This window comes from Streptomyces sp. NPDC048277 (assembly GCF_040652235.1).
Classification (GTDB): Bacteria; Actinomycetota; Actinomycetes; order Streptomycetales; family Streptomycetaceae; genus Streptomyces.
The window spans coordinates 314,230-332,471 of sequence record NZ_JBEZLQ010000011.1 but is presented as its reverse complement, the minus strand read 5'-3'; the positions used below and the strand labels follow the sequence as shown (position 1 = coordinate 332,471).

General features: G+C 71.7%; 14 protein-coding genes and 2 pseudogenes. 10 read left to right on the top strand and 6 right to left on the bottom strand.

Annotated elements, in window-relative coordinates; genetic code table 11:
• Positions 1-41 precede the first annotated feature (41 nt).
• Complete coding sequence (locus tag AB0D85_RS25025) at positions 42-626, top strand: NAD(P)H-dependent oxidoreductase (protein ID WP_362324064.1); 585 nt, start codon at positions 42-44, stop codon at positions 624-626.
• Here the strand turns inward: AB0D85_RS25025 and soxR are convergent.
• Both soxR and AB0D85_RS25015 read right to left on the bottom strand, forming a co-directional pair.
• Positions 614-1,093, bottom strand: a complete 480-nt coding sequence (gene soxR / locus AB0D85_RS25020; RefSeq protein ID WP_362324061.1) for a redox-sensitive transcriptional activator SoxR — start codon at positions 1,091-1,093, stop codon at positions 614-616. The genes AB0D85_RS25025 and soxR overlap by 13 nt on opposite strands.
• 11 nt (positions 1,094-1,104) lie before the next feature.
• The gene (locus tag AB0D85_RS25015; protein WP_362324058.1) at positions 1,105-1,536 is read right to left on the bottom strand and encodes a MarR family transcriptional regulator; all 432 of its coding nucleotides are present in this window, start codon (positions 1,534-1,536) and stop codon (positions 1,105-1,107) included.
• Between the two features lie 205 nt (positions 1,537-1,741).
• On the opposite strand from AB0D85_RS25015, the gene AB0D85_RS25010 reads away from it, so the two are divergent.
• The 4 genes from AB0D85_RS25010 to AB0D85_RS24995 all read left to right on the top strand — a co-directional run bounded on the left by AB0D85_RS25010 (position 1,742) and on the right by AB0D85_RS24995 (position 5,713).
• Positions 1,742-3,238 carry an MFS transporter gene (locus AB0D85_RS25010; RefSeq protein ID WP_362324055.1) on the top strand — a complete coding sequence of 499 codons (1,497 nt, stop codon included), beginning with the start codon at positions 1,742-1,744 and terminating at the stop codon, positions 3,236-3,238.
• Between the two features lie 146 nt (positions 3,239-3,384).
• Entirely contained in the window at positions 3,385-3,525 is a 141-nt protein-coding gene (locus tag AB0D85_RS25005) for a hypothetical protein (protein ID WP_362324052.1), read from the top strand.
• A gap of 26 nt (positions 3,526-3,551) precedes the next feature.
• Positions 3,552-4,427, top strand: a complete 876-nt coding sequence (locus AB0D85_RS25000; RefSeq protein WP_362324049.1) for an alpha/beta hydrolase — start codon at positions 3,552-3,554, stop codon at positions 4,425-4,427.
• Positions 4,424-5,713: an MFS transporter gene (locus AB0D85_RS24995; protein WP_362324046.1), complete on the top strand. Its 1,290-nt coding sequence runs from the start codon at positions 4,424-4,426 to the stop codon at positions 5,711-5,713. The genes AB0D85_RS25000 and AB0D85_RS24995 overlap by 4 nt, the downstream gene beginning before the upstream one ends.
• Positions 5,714-5,789: 76 nt before the next feature.
• Here AB0D85_RS24995 and AB0D85_RS24990 read toward each other — a convergent pair.
• A pseudogene (locus AB0D85_RS24990) lies at positions 5,790-6,034 on the bottom strand (FUSC family protein); the annotation flags it as partial.
• A gap of 89 nt (positions 6,035-6,123) precedes the next feature.
• Between AB0D85_RS24990 and AB0D85_RS24985 the strand changes: the two are divergent.
• Positions 6,124-6,333, top strand: a pseudogene (locus AB0D85_RS24985) (Lrp/AsnC ligand binding domain-containing protein); the annotation flags it as partial.
• A gap of 80 nt (positions 6,334-6,413) precedes the next feature.
• Positions 6,414-9,518 carry a carboxyl transferase domain-containing protein gene (locus AB0D85_RS24980; protein ID WP_362324043.1) on the top strand — a complete coding sequence of 1,035 codons (3,105 nt, stop codon included), beginning with the start codon at positions 6,414-6,416 and terminating at the stop codon, positions 9,516-9,518.
• A 33-nt stretch (positions 9,519-9,551) separates the two neighbouring features.
• On the opposite strand, the gene AB0D85_RS24975 is transcribed toward AB0D85_RS24980, so the two are convergent.
• A complete protein-coding gene (locus AB0D85_RS24975) occupies positions 9,552-10,940 on the bottom strand; it encodes an FAD-binding oxidoreductase (protein WP_362324040.1) in 1,389 nt (462 codons plus the stop codon).
• 219 nt (positions 10,941-11,159) lie between these two features.
• On the opposite strand from AB0D85_RS24975, the gene AB0D85_RS24970 reads away from it, so the two are divergent.
• Positions 11,160-13,949 (top strand): beta-L-arabinofuranosidase domain-containing protein, encoded by a 2,790-nt coding sequence (locus AB0D85_RS24970; RefSeq protein WP_362324037.1) that lies wholly within the window; start codon positions 11,160-11,162, stop codon positions 13,947-13,949.
• A 111-nt stretch (positions 13,950-14,060) separates the two neighbouring features.
• Entirely contained in the window at positions 14,061-15,500 is a 1,440-nt protein-coding gene (locus tag AB0D85_RS24965) for an MFS transporter (protein ID WP_362324034.1), read from the top strand.
• 12 nt (positions 15,501-15,512) lie between these two features.
• Here AB0D85_RS24965 and AB0D85_RS24960 read toward each other — a convergent pair whose 3' ends face one another.
• Positions 15,513-16,544: a methyltransferase gene (locus tag AB0D85_RS24960; RefSeq protein ID WP_362324031.1), complete on the bottom strand. Its 1,032-nt coding sequence runs from the start codon at positions 16,542-16,544 to the stop codon at positions 15,513-15,515.
• Between the two features lie 156 nt (positions 16,545-16,700).
• Complete coding sequence (locus tag AB0D85_RS24955; protein ID WP_362324028.1) at positions 16,701-17,483, bottom strand: LysR family substrate-binding domain-containing protein; 783 nt, start codon at positions 17,481-17,483, stop codon at positions 16,701-16,703.
• 155 nt (positions 17,484-17,638) lie between these two features.
• Between AB0D85_RS24955 and AB0D85_RS24950 the strand changes: the two genes are divergently transcribed.
• Positions 17,639-18,031, top strand: coding sequence for a DUF5997 family protein (locus tag AB0D85_RS24950; protein WP_362324025.1), 393 nt, complete (start codon positions 17,639-17,641; stop codon positions 18,029-18,031).
• Positions 18,032-18,242: the final 211 nt, after the last annotated feature.

The window sequence follows — 18,242 nt, the reverse complement described above, 5'->3', positions numbered from 1 at the left end:
CCCGTGCTCACCGCAGCCCGTACAGGTACTTGAGGAGACGTATGTCCGCCACACCCCTGCGCCTCGCCGTCATCAACAGCAGCGTCCGCGAAGGCCGGTTCGGCCCGACGGTCGCCCGCTGGTTCGTCGCGCAGACCGAGCAGCGCGAGGACCTGGAGGTCGACCTGATCGACCTGGCCGACCACATGCTGCCGCACGAGCTGTCGCACTCCCCCGGCGACGACGTGGCCGCGCAGCTGGCCCGGGTGTCGCCGCGACTGGCCGCCGCGGAAGCCTTCGTCGTGGTGACACCGGAGTACAACCACAGCTTCCCGGCCTCGCTCAAGAGCCTCATCGACTGGCACCGCACCGAGTGGCAGGCCAAGCCGGTCGGCTTCGTCTCGTACGGCGGTCTGGCCGGCGGTCTGCGCTCAGTGGAACATCTGCGCCCCGTCTTCGCGGAGTTGCACGCCGTGACCGTGCGGGACTGTGTGAGTTTCCACAACGTGTGGGGGCAGTTCGACGGATCGGGCGCCCTCCTGGAGCCCACGGCGGCGGCCTCGGCCGCCAAGACCCTCCTCGATCAACTGGTCTGGTGGGGTGTCTCGCTGCGCGAGGCCCGCGAGAAGCGCCCTTACACCGCCTGACGCCCGGCAGCGGTCTCCGGCAGCGAACCCGCCAGCCCACAGGCACCCGGCCCGGTGTCGCCGAGGACATCACAGGGGTTGACCAGGGCGCAACCTTCGAGGGAGAGGCAGCCGCAGCCGATGCAGTCGATGAGCTTGTCCCGCAGCTTCAGCAACAGCTCGATGCGCAGGGTCAGTTCACCGTGCCAGCGGCCGGAGACCAGCGCCCAGTCCTCCTGTGTGGGAGTACGCCCCCGGGGCAGCACGCTCAACGCGTCCCGGATGTCGGCAAGCTTGATACCAAGGCGCTGGGAGGCTCGTACGAAGGCGATCCGCCGGAGCGTGTCCCTGGCGTACCTGCGCTGGTTGCCGCCGGTACGGCGGCTGTGGATGAGTCCCTCGCGCTCGTAGAACCGGACCGTCGAGGCGGGCACGCCGCTGCGCCGGGCCAGCTCCCCCACCGTCAGTTCGCCGTGGCGCGGGTCCACGGCCGTCGGGTTCACTGGCCGCCCTGCGCGAGGCGGACCAGCACTTTGTGGAACTCCTCGCGCTCGGCCGAGGTGAAGGCCGCGAACATGACCTCGTTGGCCTGCTCCACCGCGCGGTCCATCTCCTCGTACAGCTTCCGGCCCCGTGCGGTGTGCTTCACGAGGTTGCGGCGGCGGTTGCCGGGATCTGGCTTGCGGCTGACGGCCCCGCGTTCCTCCAGGTCGCCCAGGAGCACGACCAGGTTTCCGGCGTCCAGCCCCAGCGCCCGGCCGAGCTCGGCCTGTGTGCACTCACCGAGTTCGGCCAGGCCGGCCATCACTCGGTAGTGCTGCATCCGCAGGCCGGTCGTGTCCAGGTGGTCGCACAGCAGTCGCTGGGCCCGCAGGGCGGCACCGGACAGCAGCCAGACGTCGAGTTCGGCCAAGCGTCCGTACACGGTCATGACGGCAAGTCTACGCGACAGTGTTGCACCGACCAACGATCCGCGTTTATCGTTATGCGAGCCAACATTGGTTGGCACAACATAAGTCGTCGGCCGGCCTCATTGCCTTCGAATCCCCCGCGGCTGGGGCCGGTCGACGATGCACCAGACGTGTCTACGACTGCTGCACCTCCTGCCGTCCCAGAAGCCAGAAGTGAGAACCGTCATGGCTGAAGCTCGAACCGCCGCGCCCCCAGCCGGTGCCGTCGCCCCGGATCCGCGGCGCTGGCAGGCTCTGGTCTACATCGCCGTCGCCCAGCTGATGGTCTCGGTGGACTCCACCATCGTGAACATCGCCCTGCCCTCCGCCCAGCGGGCCCTCGACATCTCCGACAGCAACCGGCAGTGGGTCGTCACCGCCTACATGCTCGCCTTCGGCGGGCTGCTGCTGCTCGGCGGCCGGATCAGCGACACCATCGGCCGCAAGCGCGCCTTCCTCATCGGCGTGATCGGCTTCGGCCTGGCCTCCGCCCTCGGCGGCGTCGCGATGGACGCCGGCATGCTGCTGACCGCCCGCGCCCTGCAGGGCGCGTTCGGAGCGCTGCTGGCGCCGGCCGGCCTCTCCCTGCTGGCGGTCACCTTCACCGAACCGGGTGAACGTGCCAAGGCCTTCGGCGTGTTCAGCGCGATCGCGGGCAGCGGCTCCGCCGTGGGGCTGATCCTCGGCGGCGTCCTGACCGAGTACCTGAACTGGCGCTGGTCCCTCTTCGTCAACGTCGTCTTCGCCCTGGTCGTGGTGGCCGGCGCGCTCGCCGTCGTGCACGACGAGAACACCGTCCCGGAGCGACAGAAACTCGACATCGCCGGCGCGCTGCTGTCCGTCGCGGGAGTCGTCGCCCTCGTCTACGGCTTCACCCTCGCCGACACCGAGGGCTGGACGGCCACGCCCACCCTGTCCCTCTTCGTCGCCTGTGTCGTCCTGCTGACGCTCTTCGTCGTGGTCGAGAAGCGTTCCGCGACCCCGCTGCTGCCGCTGCGGATCGTCACCGAGCGAAACCGGGCCGGCGTGTTCGCCTCCCAGGCACTCGCCGTGATCACGATGTTCGGCCTGCTGCTGTTCCTGACCTACTACTTCCAGGAAGTGCGGGGCTACAGCCCTCTGATGTCGGGCGTGGCCTTCCTGCCCATGGTGGCCGGCATGCTCATCGGGGCGGGGCAGTTCGCCAGCCGCATGATGCCCAGGATGGCACCGCGGTGGATCATGGCGCCCGGTTTCCTCGTCGCCGCCCTCGGCATGCTCCTGCTGACCCAGCTGGACGTGAACTCCTCCTACCCGCTGCTGGTCCTGCCCGGCCAGTTGCTGTTCGGCATCGGCCTCGGTCTCGCCTTCACCCCGTCGATGAGCCTCGCCACCCACGGAGTCGACGACCGGGAGACCGGCGTCGCCTCTGCGATGATCAACGCCTCGCAACAGCTGGGCGGTTCGATCGGTACGGCCCTGCTCAACACCATCGCGGCCAGCACCACCGCCTCCTGGCTCGCATCCCACAGCGGCGGCGCCGACCTGGCGGACCGGGCGGCGGTGCACGGGTATGCCACCGCCGTGTGGTGGACCGTCGGCATCCTGCTGCTGGCCGGTCTGGTGGTCCTCCTCAGCAGCAATCTGCCGAAGCCTGAGCAGAGCGAGCAAGGAACCGAGGGCACTGCGGCCGTGCACATGTAGTACACGGCCGTACGTCCCGCACCACCCTGCTTTCAGCGACCGCTGACGCGTCCGACGCGCCGGCGGTCGCTCTCGTCGTGCCCTGGACTCGCACGGCTCCCCGACTCAACGACGAACCGACGCACGCACGGTGGACAGGAGATCCTGTGGACGACGATCAGGAGACGACGGGCACGAAGACGGCCGGCGCGGCCGTCGTCGGCCCGACCGGCGAGGCTTCCACCCTCCCCATGGACGCCGAGGACGAATTCGCCCTCGAACCGCACATCGTCCGGGGCCTCGACTGAGCCGATCGCCAAGGGAGCCCGTCGTCATGCCCCTGTCCCCCTCCCCCGTCATCGCACCGCCGGTCCGTGCCATCACCCTGGACGGTGAGGGCATCACCCTGTCCGGACTCGTCTGCGAGCCGGCGTCCGCGCCCCGCGCCCTGCTGGTCGCCCTGCACGGCGGGGGGATGCGGGCCGGATACTTCCACGGCCCGGCCGACCCGGCCACCTCGCTGTTGACGCTCGCCGCTTCCTGCGGGTACACGGCGCTCGCTCTCGACCGTCCCGGTTACGGGCGCTCCACCGGCCAACTGCCCGAGGGCATGGGCCTGTCGGAGCAGGCCGGGCAACTGCGGGCCGCCGTACGCCACTACCGGCTGCACCGTCCCTGTGGTGCCGGGGTCCTCCTCGTGGGGCACTCCCTGGGCGGAAAGGCCGCGCTGCACACGGCGTCCGGCTGGACGGACGGAGGGTTGCTGGGCGTGGACGTCTCGGGCATCGGTGACAGGTGGGCCGTCGCCGCACGGCAACTGACGGACCAGGGGCACCGACTGTCCCACCGGATGCACTGGGGACCGCTCGCCCTCTACCCGCCCGGCACCTTCCGGCTGGCCGAGGCACTGATCGCCCCCATTCCGGAGCGCGAGGCCCACGAGATCCCCGACTGGCCGCAGGTGTACGCGGGGCTGGCCGGGGAGATCCGCGTGCCGGTGCGCTTCACCTTCGCCGAGCACGAGAAGTGGTGGCGCAGCGATCCGCACTCCGTACGGGCCATGCTGGACCGCCTGGGTTCACCGCTGTCCCGCAGCGAGCGGCTCGCGCGTGCGGGCCACAACATCAGCCTCGGCCGGACGGCCCGCATCTATCACCTGCGGGTCCTCGCCTTCCTGGAGGAGTGCCTGGACCTGGTGGCCCCGCCGTGACGGGCGGGCGGCTCCTGGACCACATGACCGCCTCGCTGCGGGTCCGTAACTTCCGGTTCTTCGCGCTGGGCCAGCTCGCCTCGGTGACCGGCACCTGGATGATGGTCACCGCCCAGGACTGGCTCGTACTACGCATGACGGACGACTCCGCGACGGCACTCGGCGCGGTCACGGCCGCACAGTTCGCTCCGGTTCTGCTGCTCACTCTGCTGGGCGGCCGACTGGCCGACCGGCTGGACCGCAGACGCCTTCTCATCGCCGCGAACAGTGTTTCCGGTCTGCTGGCCCTGGTCCTTGCCCTGGACGTGCTGTCGAACCGGGTGGCACTGCGGCACGTCATCGCCTGTGCCGTCGGCGTCGGTCTCGTCAACGCCGTCGAGATCCCGGTCCGGATGTCATTCATCAGCGAGTTGGTCGATCCGGAACTGGTGCCGAACGCATCCGCCCTGAGCGCCGCGTACTTCAACGTCGCCCGCGTTCTCGGACCGGCGACGGCGGGCCTGCTCATCGACGGCGTGGGCGTCGGCACGGTCATGCTGCTCAACGCGGCGAGCTACCTGGCCACGGTGGCGGGCCTGTACCTCGTCCGCCCCGGCGAACTGCGCCGGACGGACGGGCCACGGGCACCCGGCGGGGTGGCAGCAGGACTCCGGTACGTGGCCGGGAGAACGGACCTGATCCTGCCGCTCACGCTGACAGCGGTCGTTGCCCTGGTCGGGTTCAACTTCCAGGTGACCCTGCCATTGCTGGCACGCACGGTCTTCCACACCGACGCCGGTTCCTTCGGGCTCCTCACCGCCGGAATGGCGGTCGGCTCCCTGCTGGCCGCGCTGGCCACCACCCTGCGCCGGGGACGGCCCGGTGAGCGGACCGTACTCATCAGCGCGACGGCCTTCGGCGCGCTGCTGACGCTCTCCGGCATGGCACCCACCTTCGCCACGGCGCTGTTCTGCCTGAGTCTCACGGGCTGCGCCATGCTGGCCTTCGCGCAATCGGCCAACCACCATGTTCAGCTCGGCTCCGAACCGGCCTATCGCGGTCGCGTCATGGCCCTTTACACCCTCCTCCTTCAGGGCACGACGCCCTTCGGCGCGGTGCTGACCGGCCAGCTGGCCGACGGGGTGGGCGCGCGCGGCGCCCTGTCCGTCTCCGGAGCGGTCTGTCTGGTCACGGTTCTGGCCTGCTGGGTGTGCACCGGTACGCGACAGCAACGCGGACGACGCGACCTGCCCCCGGCGGGTGCCAGAACCTCGGGTCGGCCCGTCAACGGGCGCGCTGCCGAGTGATGTCGACAGCGGCCGGCGCCCTGACAAGGACTCGCTGCCGACCGGGAACGGCGGCAACGTCTCGGTACGGCGCCCGGGCCAGGCCGGTGGCGGCGGACAACTCGGGCAGCTGTCCGGGTGTGGTGTGCAGGAACTGGGCCACGAAAAAGGTCATGAAGGCGAAGACGCCGAGGCTGTGGCCGCCGGCGACCGGCAGCGCGGTGGTGATCGCCTGCCCGCGAGGGAGTGCCCGGCCGATCCGCGGACCACGACGGCGAGGCCGATGCCCACTACGGTCCGGGCGGCGAAGCGCAACCGCAGCCGCCCCGGGTCCGGAGCCATGGACACCCTCTCCAGCCCTGCTTCGCCTCCCGCGGACGGCGCAGAAAAGGCGCCGCGGGGATCCGCAGCACCAGCGTGCGCGAGTACGCCCAGCTGCTGGGGGCCACCCGGTGCTCGCCTTCGTGCACATCGAGGTCTCCCAGGGCCACCTCGACGACGTCGGGGACGCGTCGGCCGCCGTACCGGAGATCGTGGAGGCGTTCTCGGTCACGGGCGGCGGGGATCTGCTGACCCGGGTGGTGGCGCGGGACAACGCGCACCTGGAGGACGTCATCCAGAAGCTGATCAGCCTGCCGGGCGGGGACCTCATTGACGCCGGCGTCCGCGGCGATGAGCATGGCCGGGCCGGTCGATGACGTCCGGGATCCGGAGGGCTTTCGTGGGTGCTGCCGCCGTACTCGTCGCCAACCGTGGGGAGATCGCCGTACGCGTGCTGCGGGCCGCGGCCGAGGCCGGACTGCGTACGGTCTCCGTGTACGTCGAGGGCGATGCCGGGCACACCCGGTTGGCCGACGAGGCCGTGCCGTTGGGCGGTTATCTGGACGGCGACGCGCTGATCGCCGCCGCGCGGAGCACGGGATGCGACTTCCTCCACCCCGGTTACGGCTTTCTGAGCGAGGACGCGGACTTCGCGCGCCGCTGCGCTTCGGCCGGGATCGTCTTCGTGGGGCCCGCGCCGGAGGTGCTGGCGGTTTTCGGGGACAAGGCGCGGGCCCGTGAGCTGGCCGTCGGGGTGGGGGTTCCGGTGCTCGCCGGTGCCGACGGTCCGGACGGGGCGCGGGAGTTGCTGGTGGGCGGGCCCGTGATGGTCAAGGCGGTCGGCGGGGGCGGCGGTCGCGGGATGCGGGTCGTACGGCGGCCCGAGGAGCTGGACGAGGCGTGGGAGCGGTGCCGCTCGGAGGCGTACCAGGGCTTCGGACGAGGCGAGTTGTACGCGGAGCGGTTGCTGGAGGGTGCCCGGCACATCGAGGTGCAGGTCGTCGGGGACGCGGGCGGCGCCGTCACGCATCTGTGGGACCGGGACTGCAGTGCGCAGCGGCGCCACCAGAAACTGGTCGAGATCGCTCCGGCTCCTGAACTTCCCGAGCGGGTGCGGGAGAAGATCCTCGGCAGTGCCCTGCGGATGGCCCGGGCGGTGCACTGCTCCAGTCTGGTCACCTTCGAGTTCCTGGTCAGGGACGAGGAGTTCTGGTTCATCGAGGCCAACCCCCGGCTCCAGGTGGAGCACACGGTCACCGAGGAGGTGACGGGACTCGACCTGGTGGGTGTGCAGTTGCGGCTCGCGGCAGGGGAGACGCTGGACGGACTCGGGCTGTCGGGGGCTCCGGCCCCGCCGCGCGGGTTCGCCGTGCAGGTCCGCGTCAACGCCGAGGGAGCGGGTCGGGTCACACGGTTCGACGTGCCGACCGGGCCGGGCGTGCGGGTCGACACCGCGGTCCGGGCCGGGTCCGAAGTCGCTCTGGATTACGACCCCTTGCTCGCGAAGGTGGTCGCGCATGTCCCGTACGGCGGTGTCGAGGCGGCCTGTGCGCGGGCGCGCCGGGCGTTGGGCGAGTTCGGTGTGGAGGGGGTGCGGACGGGGATCCCGTTGCTGCGGGAGGTGCTCGCCCGGCCCCGTTTCTGGGCGCACACGGGTGTGGTGGCCGCACTCGCCCGGGACTTCACCGGCCCGGCGGTGCCGTCCCTGGACGGGTCGATCGTGGCGCCGCTGAGCGGGACCGTTGTCTCCGTCGAGGTCTCGGCCGGTGAACCGGTGCGTGCCGGGCAGCAGTTGCTGGTGCTGGAGGCGATGAAGATGGAGCACGTGGTGCGCGCGCCAGGCTCCGGGGTGGTGCGGTCGCTGCACGCGCGGGTGGGGGAAACCGTCGCCGAGGGCTCGCCGTTGGCCACCGTGGACGAGGTGAGCGGCGAGGTCGGGCCCGGGTGGTCCGCCGAGGAGTCGTTCGATCCGGATGCCGTCCGCGAGGACCTCGCCGAGGTGATCCGGCGGCACGCCTTCGGGCTGGACGAGAACCGGCCGGAGGCCGTCGCCGGGCGCCACGCCCTGGAGCGGCGGACCGCCCGGGAGAACATCGAGGACCTCTGCGACAGCGGCTCCTTCACGGAGTTCGGCGCCCTCGCCATCGCCGCCCAGCGCGGCCGCCGCTCCCTGGACGACCTGATCCGCTCGACGCCGGCGGACGGCATGGTCACCGGCACCGGACGCGTCAACGGCCGGCCGTGCGTGGTGATGTCGTACGACTACACGGTGCTGGCCGGGACCCAGGGGCTGCAGAACCACCGCAAGACCGACCGGCTGCTGGAGATCGCCGGGGAACGGCGGCTGCCCGTGGTGCTGTTCGCGGAGGGCGGCGGGGGCCGGCCCGGGGACACGGACACCACGGCCGTGGCGGGGCTGGATGTGACCACCTTCCAGCGGATGGGAGGGCTCAGCGGCACGGTTCCGCTGGTCGGTGTCGTCTCGGGGCGGTGCTTCGCGGGGAACGCGGCGCTGCTGGGCTGCTGCGACGTGGTGATCGCCACGCCCGACGCGACGATCGGGATGGGCGGGCCCGCGATGATCGAGGGCGGCGGGCTGGGTGTGTTCCGGCCCGAGGAGGTGGGGCCGCTGTCGGTGCAGGTGCCGAACGGGGTCGTGGACGTGGTGGCCGCGGACGAGGCGGAGGCCGTGCGGGTGGCGCGGCGGTATCTGTCGTACTTCCAGGGCGGATCGGGGAGTTGGGCGGCGCCGGACCAGCGGCTGCTGCGGCGGGTGGTGCCGGAGAACCGGCGGCGCGCGTACGACGTACGGGCGGCGGTCGCGGGGCTGGCGGACACCGGCTCGGTGCTGGAGCTGCGGCCGGGGTTCGGCGTCGGTGTGCTCACGTGTCTCGTGCGCGTCGAGGGGCGGCCGATGGGCCTGATGGCCAGCAATCCGGCGCATCTGGGCGGGGCGATCGACCGGGACGCGGCCGACAAGGCGGCGCGGTTCCTGCAGTTGTGCGACGCGTTCGGGCTGCCGGTCGTCTCGCTCTGCGACACCCCGGGCTTCATGGTCGGCCCGGACGCCGAACGGACCGCCACCGTACGGCACTTCTCGCGGCTGTTCGTGACGGGTGCCAATCTGCGGGTGCCGTTGGTGGGGCTGGTGCTGCGCAAGGCGTACGGGCTGGGGGCGATGGCCATGCTGGGCGGCTCGACGCGGGCTCCGCTGGCCACGGCCGCCTGGCCGAGCGGGGAGTTCGGCGGAATGGGGCTGGAGGGTGCCGTCCGGCTCGGTTACCGCAGGGAGTTGGCGGCGATCGCGGACCCGGCCGAACGGGCCCGTGTCTTCGAGGAGCGGGTCGCCGAGTTGTACGAGCGCGGGAAGGCGGTCAACGCGGCGGCCGCGCTGGAGATCGACGCGGTGATCGATCCCGCGCAGTCACGGGCCTGGATCCTGGCGGCGCTGGAGGGGTGCCCCGTCCCGCAGCCGGGGCACCGCCCGTTCGTCGACACCTGGTGAGGCGGAACTCTTCGCCGAGCCGGCCGGATCCGGTCAGGCGGGCCGGATGTTCTGGTTGAGGCGGAACACGTTGTGCGGGTCGAGGTCGGCCTTGATACGGGCCAGCCGGTCGTAGTTGGCGCCATAGCTGGCGCGGACGCGCTCCTGCCCTTCGTCCATCATCATGTTGACGTAGGCACCGCCCGCCGTGAACGGGCGCAGGGCCTCGGAGTAGTCGACCGCCCAGCGTCTGACCAGCTCGGCGTTGGCGGGGTCGGGGTCGACTCCGGCGTAGACGGTGGACCACCGGGCACCGCGGTAGCCCCAGGGGGTCTCCTCGGGGCCGACGTCGTGGGCGGCTCCGTCGATCGGGTAGAGGTGCATGGTCGACAGGACCGTCGGCGCCTCGGCGCCGAACGTGGCGTGGAGCCGGACGGCTTCGTCGGGGATCTCGTCGACGAAGTCGGCGCGCCAGTACCACTGGTGGCCGGGCGGGTAGAGCCCGTCGAACATGGACTGCAGGACCGGGTGGGGCATCGGTCCGACGGCGTGCAGCAGCGGTTCCGGCAGGGCGGCGAGCAGCGGGGCCATCTCGCGGGCCGCGGCCTCGGGGTCGTCGCCCACGTAGCACCAGACGACCCCGGCGGTCTTGCGCAGCTGGATCTCCTCGGGGAACGGCGGGGCGGGCGGGACGGTGCCGTGCAGGAAGAAGGCGGTGAGGTCGCGAGGTGCGTTCGGGAGGAACTCCCGGTAGGCGGTGAGAACTTCGGGGCTGTTCTCGACGGGCCAGAAGGTGGGGCCGGCGACGACGGTGTCGATCGCGTGCAGCCGGAACTCGAAGGAGGTGACGACGCCGAAGTTGCCGCCGCCGCCACGGATCGCCCAGAACAGGTCGGTGTTGTCGTCGGCGCTCGCGCGCACCCGCCGGCCGTCGGCCAGGACGACCTCGGCGGACAGGAGGCTGTCGATGGTCAGTCCGCACCTGCGGGTGAGGTGGCCGAGTCCGCCGCCGGTGGTGAGGCCGCCGACGCCGGTCGTGGAGACGATGCCACTGGGGGTGGCGAGGCCGTGGGCGTGGGTGGCGCGGTCCACCTCTCCCCAGACGCAGCCGCCGCCGACCCGGACCGTGCGGTTCGCGGGGTCGACCCGGATGTCCTTCAGGGGCGAGAGATCGGCGACCACTCCCCCGTCGACGGTACCGAGTCCAGCGCCGTGGTGGCCGCCGCCGCGGACGGCGAGCGGCAGGTCGTGGGCGCGGGCGAAGCCGATGACCCGGGCCACGGCGTCCGCGTCGGCGCAGCGCGCGACGAGTGCGGGGCGCCGGTCGATCATGCCGTTGTAGACGGCACGGGCCTCCTGGTACCCGGAGTCCTCGGGGCCGATCAACTCCCCGGTGAAGTCGGCCAGTTCCCGGCGTGCTGTCTGAGCGGGTGTGCTGGACATTGCGGATTCCCCCGTTTGGGCCGGAGGCGGTCGGATATGCGCATTTTACTCGAATCATGCTCGTATGGGCATCCACGACCGTCACCCGACTCGGCCGAGCCGACGACTCCGGAACCGTTGACCACCGCCCGCCTCCTCCCTATCGTCTGGTCGATCGCCTGTACGTCGTTCGGTATCCCGAACATCCGTGAGCGCAACCGGCCCTGCTGAGGAGCACCCATGGCACCGCCCCTCTCCCGACGAACTCTCCTGCAGGCAGCGGCGGTTGCCGCCGCCGCACCCGCGGTCTCGTACGCGGCGGGCGGACTCCCGGCCTCGGCCGCCGCGGTCCCCGCCGCCTGGAGCGCGGTGCCGTTCGCGCTCGACGCGGTGGCGCTGCGGCCGGGCGTCTTCGCCGACAAGCGGCAGTTGATGCTCGACCACGCCCGCGGCTACGACGAGAACCGGCTGTTGCAGGTGTTCCGGGCCAACGCGGGCCTGGACACGGGCGGCGCGGTCGCGCCGGGCGGCTGGGAAGGGCTGGACGGGGAGGCCAACGGCAATCTGCGCGGGCACTACACCGGGCACTTCCTGACCATGCTCGCGCAGGCGTACGCGAGCACCGGCGAGGAGGTGTTCGGCGCGAAGATCCGCACCATGGTGGGGGCGTTGACCGACGTACGCGAGGCCCTGCGGCACGAGCCCACGGTGTCGGGCGTCGCAGGGGTCCTCGGCGGGCGGGCCGCCGAGAACGAGCGCGGGTCGTACCAGTACATGGAATTGCCGGCCGACGTGCTCGGCAACGCCTCCGCCGTCACCCTGTCCGCCTGGGTGCGGCCCACCCACCAGGACACCTGGGCCCGGGTGTTCGACTTCGGGAACGACACCACCAGGTATCTGTACCTCGTCGCACGGAACGCGAGCGGGGTGCCCCGGTTCGCGATCACCACCGGAGGGGCGGGCGCCGAACAGGGACTCGACGGCACCGCCGCGCTGCCCCTGGACCAGTGGAGCCACCTCGCCGTGACGATCGCCGACGGCACCGGCATCCTGTACGTCAACGGCACGGCCGTGGCCCGGAATTCGGCCATGTCCCTCACCCCGGCCGCGCTCGGCACCCTCGCCCACCACTGGCTGGGCCGCTCCCACTACACCGCCGATCCCGTCTTCGCGGGCGCCTTCGGCGGGTTCGACGTGTGGTCGCGGGCGTTGAGCGCCGCCGAGATCGCCGGGTTGCAGAGCGCACGGGCCGGCGGTGACCTCGTGTCGTACGCCTTCGACGAGACCTCGGGGTCCGGTTTCGCGGACGGCTCGGGGCGCGGCCTCGACGCCTCGCTGCGCCGCACCTGGGGCGGCCCGAGCCACCCCGGGTTCCTGGCGGCCTACCCGGAGACGCAGTTCATCCTTCTGGAGTCGATGACCGGCAGCGACTACACGAAGGTGTGGGCGCCGTACTACACCGCGCACAAGATCCTGCGGGGCCTGCTGGACGCGTATCGCGCGACCGGCGACGAGCGGGCGCTGGACCTCGCCTCCGGCATGGGCGACTGGATGTACTCGCGGCTGTCCGTGCTGCCCGCCGCCACGCTCCAGCGGATGTGGGGGATCTTCTCCAGCGGCGAGTTCGGCGGGATCGTCGAGGCCGTCTGCGACCTGCACGAGCTCACGGACAGGGCCGAACACCTCGCGCTGGCCCGGCTGTTCGACCTCGACAGCCTCATCGACGCCTGCGCGGCGAACACCGACACGCTGAACGGGCTGCACGCCAACCAGCACATCCCGATCTTCACCGGCCTGGTCCGGCTGTACGACGCGACCGGCGAGGACCGCTACCTCACCGCCGCGAAGAACTTCTGGGCCATGGTCGTACCCCACCGCATGTACGGCATCGGCGGCACCAGCACGACCGAGTTCTGGAAGGCCCGGGACGCGATCGCGGGGACCATCAGCACGACCACCGCGGAGAGTTGCTGCGCGTACAACATGCTGAAGCTGAGCCGGGCGCTGTTCTTCCACGAGCAGGACCCGGCGTACATGGACTACTACGAGCGGGCGTTGTACAACCAGGTGCTCGGTTCGAAGCAGGACCGGGCCGACGCCGAGAAGCCGCTGGTCACGTACTTCATCGGGCTGACGCCCGGTCATGTGCGGGACTACACGCCCAAGCAGGGCACGACCTGCTGCGAGGGCACGGGCATGGAGTCCGCCACCAAGTACCAGGACTCGGTGTACTTCGCGGCGGCCGACGGCAGCGCCCTGTACGTCAACCTCTACAGCCCGTCCACGCTGACCTGGGCCGAGAAGGGGATCACGGTCAGCCAGACCACCGCGTACCCCGCCGAGCAGGGCAGCACCCTCAGGATCGCCGGGAACGCGCGAGCCGCGTTCGCGTTGCGGTTGCGGGTGCCGGTGTGGGCGACGGCCGGGTTCCGGGTGACGGTCAACGGGCGTGCGGTGCCGGGCACTCCGGTGCCGGGCAGCTACTTCGCCGTGCCCCGGACCTGGCGGTCCGGGGACATCGTGCGGGTGTCGATTCCGTTCCGGCTGCGGGTCGAGAAAGCCCTCGACGACCCCTCCGTGCAGGCCCTGTTCTACGGCCCGGTCAATCTGGTCGGCCGCGACCCGGCCACGGAGTACCTGGAGTTGGGGCTGTACCGCAATGCCGGGCTCTCCGGGGACCTGCTGCCGTCCCTGACTCCGGTGCCGGGCGCTCCGCTCCACTTCACTCTGGACGGAACGGAGTTCGCCCCCTTCTCCGAGGGGACCGAGGACCCGACCCACGCCTACTTCCGGCGCTCGGAGCCCACGGTGGTGTTCGGCGGCGTGGACTCCGGGGTGGCCGACCCGGTCAGGTCCGACGGTGGCTCGCTGCTGGACGAGGTGTGGGCCGGGGCGCCGTTCCACGACAAGGGGGCGCTGGTGGCGCGGGTGCGGTCGGTGGCCGACGCGTGGGTGGCGGACGGACTGCTGGACGGGACGGACGGCGACCGGATCGTGGCCACGGCACGGGAGGCGTCGTACGCGCGCTGACTCCGTCGTATGTGCGCCGATACCGTCGATCGTCACCCGGAAAGAGCAGTACGGACATCCGTTCGCTCCGCCGGTCGTGCGATGCCCGGAATGACTGCATAGCGTGGCCGTATGACCACGACCTGGGCAAAGCCGCAGCAGCCGGCCACCGACGAGCGGCGGTGGAAAGCGCTCGGGGTCTGTCTGGCCGCGGGCTTCATCTCGCTGCTCGACACCTCGATCGTCAATGTGGCGCTGCCCTCGATGGAGCACGGACTGGGCGCCACGGCCGCCGCCCAGTCCTGGGTGGTCTCCGGGTACGCCCTCACCTTCGGGCTGGCACTCGTCCCGGCGGGCCGGCTCGGTGACATGCGCGGACGGCGCCAGGCCTTCCTGGTCGGACTCGCCGTGTTCACGCTGGCCTCGGCGGCCTGCGGAATCGCGGCGAGCCCCGACTGGCTGGTGCTGTTCCGGCTGATCCAGGGCGCGGCGGCGGGCATGGTCGCGCCGCAGACCTCGGGGCTGATCCAGCAGATGTTCCAGGGCGCGGAGCGGGCCAAGGCCTTCGGTCTGCTCGGCAGCGTCATCGGGATCTCGACGGCGGTCGGCCCGCTGGCGGGCGGTCTGATCATCGACGCCGTCGGCACCGACGACGGCTGGCGCTGGGTGTTCTTCGTCAACCTGCCCATCGGGGTGGCCGCGCTCGTCGCGGGCCTGCGGCTGCTGCCCCGGTACCCCGGTACGGCGGGCGGACGGGAGCGGTTCGACCCGGTCGGCGTGCTGCTCCTCGGCTCCGGCGTGCTCGCCCTCATGCTGCCGCTGGTGCAGGAGCAGCAGTGGACCGGACGGCAGAAGTGGGCGCTGTTCCCGGTGGGCGCGCTGCTGCTGGGCCTGTTCTGGGTGTGGGAGCGGCGGCAGGGACGGCTCGGGCGGGCACCCCTGGTCGATCTCGACCTGTTCTCGCTGCGGTCCTTCACACTCGGCGCGCTGATCAGCCTGACCTACTTCGCCGGCTTCACCACGGTCTTCTTCGTCCTCGCCCTCTTCCTGCAGAACGCGGCGGGATACAGCGCGCTGGCCGCCGGTGTCACGGTGCTGCCGTTCGCCGTCGGATCGGCGGTCGGCGCCGCTCTCGGGGGCCGGCTGGTGGTGCGCCACGGGCGCAAGCTGGTCGTCATCGGGCTCAGCGGGGTGGCGGTGGGGCTGCTCGGGATGGTCGCGGTGGTGCGGCTGGTGCCGCTGGAGAACCTCGGATGGGCCCTGGCGCTGCCGATGGTCATCGGCGGGATCGGCTCCGGTGTCACGGTCTCCCCCAACACGACGCTCACGCTCACCCGGGTCCCGGTGCGGCGGGCGGGTGCGGCGGGCGGGGTGCTGCAGACCGGCCAGCGTGTCGGCTCGGCGGCCGGGATCGCCGTGGTCGGCTCGGTGTACTTCGCCCACCTCGCCAACCGCGGCCCGGCCACCGAGGCGCTTCAGCTGGGGCTGCTCACGTCCGTCGGATTCATCCTGGTCGCGCTGAGCTTCGCGGTCGCCGATCTCCCGGAGCGGGCGGACGCGCCGGAGGACTGAGCCCCCGGTGCCCTAGGCCGCCACCGCCTCGACCACCGAGAGCACGGTCGGGGTCGGCACGATCCGGGACAGTTTCAGACCGGCGGCCTCGAACAGCGTGGCGAACTCCGGCTCGGTGCGTTCCCGGCCCACCAGGGCCGCCATCAGCAGCAGGTCCAGGGTCTTGGCCTGATGGGGTGCGTTGCCCGGCGGCACCACCGCGTCGACGACCAGGATCCGCCCGCCGGGCGCCAGTGCGGCGCGGCAGCGGTCGAGGAGGGCCACGCACCGGTCGTCCTCCCAGTCGTGCAGGATCCGCTTGAGCACCAGGACGTCACCCTCCGGTACGGCGGTGAAGAAGTCGCCGGACTCGGTGCTCCAGCGTCCGGCGGTCCCGGGCGTGTCCAGGCGGTGTCCGGCCATGACGTGCGGCTGGTCGTACAGGACGCCGTGCAGACCGGGGTGGTGGTCGAGGACCGTCAGCAGGAAGCCGCCGCGGCCGCCGCCCACGTCGACGACCGTCCCGGCGGAGGGGAAGTCGCAGGCGGCGGCGATGGGCCCGTTCTCGGCGTCGGACATCGCCGCCATGCCGGTGTGGAAGACGTCGGCGGTGTCCTCGTCCTGCGCGAAGTACTCGAAGAACGGCAGCCCGAAGAGGTGCTCGAACGCCGACGTGCCCTCGCTCACGCAGCGGCTCAGGTCGGCGGTGGGCAGCCACATGCTGCGGTCGGTGTTCATCAGTACGGCCGAGCGCGCCGAGCAGGGCGCGTCGCTGCGCAGGGTGTCACCGACGGAGGTGAGCCGGAAGCGGCCGCCCGCGTCCTCCTCGAAGATGCCGCGCGTGGCCAGCAGCCGGAGCACCCGGTAGAGGTTCCGCGCATCGGTGCGGGTGACCTCGGCCAGTTCGGCCGCGGTCCGGGGGCCGTCGGCCAGATGGTCGGCGACACCGACGACCGCGGCGGCACGCAGGGCGGCCGGGAACACGTAGCCGAGCGATTCGTTGACGAGGAACGCGGACGACGTACGGGGGTCGACGCCTTCGTCCGGGGCTGCTTCAGGGCTCACGGGCGCCTCCAGCGGCGGATGTCCGGGATGTTCGGGATGTCCGGAGGCATCGTGACATCGCGCGGGCCGGAGTCCGGGGAGGTGATCAGGGCGTGTGGGAGCAGACCGGAAGCGGATACGGGGCCAGGCGTCGCGTCTCGACCGGCGGGGGTCGCGTTACGACCGGCGGCGGGGCTTCCCGCGCTTGGCCGGCTTCGGGGACTTGGCGGACTTGGCGCCCGTGGTGCGGGCGGTACGCCCGGCCGACGCCGCCTTCGCGGCCGCCGGCTTCTGCGCCCTTCTGGGCTTCTCCTGCGACGCCTGGGACGCCTTCGCCTCCTCTGCCGGCCGGCGGCCCCGCGTGCTGTTGACCGAGCGGCCCCGGACGATGCCGATGAAGTCCTCGACCATGTCCGTGGTGGCCTCCTCGGGCCAGGACAGCGCGACGGTCGACCGGGGGGCGTCGGTGAGCGGACGGTAGGTGAGGTCCCGGCGGTGGTACAGGCGGGCCAGGGACTGCGGGACGACCAGGAGGCCGACGCCGGCGGCGACCAGTTCCAGGGCGTCCTCGGTGGTGGCCGGACGCTCGAAGGCGGGCTCGCCGGGCGGTGCGTCCCAGTCGAAGACGTCGTCGAGGGGGTGGAAGAGGACCTCGTCGGCGAGGTCGGCGACGGTCACTTCCTCGGCCGCCGTGATCACGTGGTCCTTGGGTACGACGACCACCGTGGCCTCGGTGTAGAGGGGGATCGCGCTGAAGAACGTACGGTCCACCGGGAGCCGTACGAATCCGGCGTCCGCGTCGCCCGCGCGCAGCAGGTCGGACGCCTCGGCGGGCGAGACCTGGTGGAGCGTGAGGGGGATGTCGGGCAGGCGCTCGTTCCAGATCCGTACCCATTTGGCGGGCGTCACGCCGGGAACGTACGCGAGCCGGAACGACGGTGTTTCCTCCGAGCCTGTCACCAGGCCAGGTTAACCGGCCACGGGCGGCGGCCCGGCATCGGCCGTGGCCACCGGCCTGGTACCGGCCGTAGCCGGTGGGCCGGTACCGGCCGTAGCCAGTGGCCCGGTATCGGTCGTGGTCGGGGCTGCCGCGACCGGCCGATACCCTTGACCTCATGAGTTCGCACCAGACCGCCCAGACGATGAAGCCCGCGACCGCGGCGAAGAAGCTGGGCGTGTACCTGCCCGCCACGCCCGCCGCCTTCCAGGAGGGTGTCGTCTCGCGTGCCCAGCTGGGCGAGCTCCAGGCCAACCCGCCGGAGTGGCTGCGCGAGCTGCGGGAGAACGGTCCGCACCCGCGTCCGGTGGTCGCGGCCAAGCTGGGCGTGTCCATCGCGGGGCTGGCCCGCGGCGGAGTGACGGAGCCGCTCACCACCGAGCAGATCGAGGAGCTCAAGCGCGAGCAGCCCGAGTGGCTGGAGAAGGAGCGCGCCACCCAGGCCGAGGTCCGCAAGGAAGGCGCCCGGCTGAAGAACCTGCAGCGGGAGAAGGAGACGGGTCAGGGCTGACGGCCTCCCGCTTTCTCCTACGGCCCCGGTCCGGACGCTCCCGCGTTCGGACCGGGGCCGCGCTGTCGTTCCGGAACCGCTTCCGAACGCGTCGCCCGTCGGCCTCTTCCACAGCCGCTCCCCCTCGGTGAGCTGCGGTTTTCCCGTCCTGGCCGAGGTCGCGGAGCGCGTTGTCAGTGGCCTCCCCTACAGTCCCCATCACTTGATCACT

Bases quoted from the DNA above. Each gene is read 5' to 3' on its own strand.
- AB0D85_RS25000 (WP_362324049.1), top strand. From the start codon at position 3,552: ATGCCCCTGTCCCCCTCCCCCGTCATCGCACCGCCGGTCCGTGCCATC.
- AB0D85_RS25025 (WP_362324064.1), top strand. From the start codon at position 42: ATGTCCGCCACACCCCTGCGCCTCGCCGTCATCAACAGCAGCGTCCGC.
- AB0D85_RS24970 (WP_362324037.1), top strand. From the start codon at position 11,160: ATGGCACCGCCCCTCTCCCGACGAACTCTCCTGCAGGCAGCGGCGGTT.
- AB0D85_RS24965 (WP_362324034.1), top strand. From the start codon at position 14,061: ATGACCACGACCTGGGCAAAGCCGCAGCAGCCGGCCACCGACGAGCGG.
- AB0D85_RS24975 (WP_362324040.1), bottom strand. From the start codon at position 10,940: ATGTCCAGCACACCCGCTCAGACAGCACGCCGGGAACTGGCCGACTTC.
- AB0D85_RS24950 (WP_362324025.1), top strand. From the start codon at position 17,639: ATGAGTTCGCACCAGACCGCCCAGACGATGAAGCCCGCGACCGCGGCG.
- AB0D85_RS25015 (WP_362324058.1), bottom strand. From the start codon at position 1,536: ATGACCGTGTACGGACGCTTGGCCGAACTCGACGTCTGGCTGCTGTCC.
- AB0D85_RS25010 (WP_362324055.1), top strand. From the start codon at position 1,742: ATGGCTGAAGCTCGAACCGCCGCGCCCCCAGCCGGTGCCGTCGCCCCG.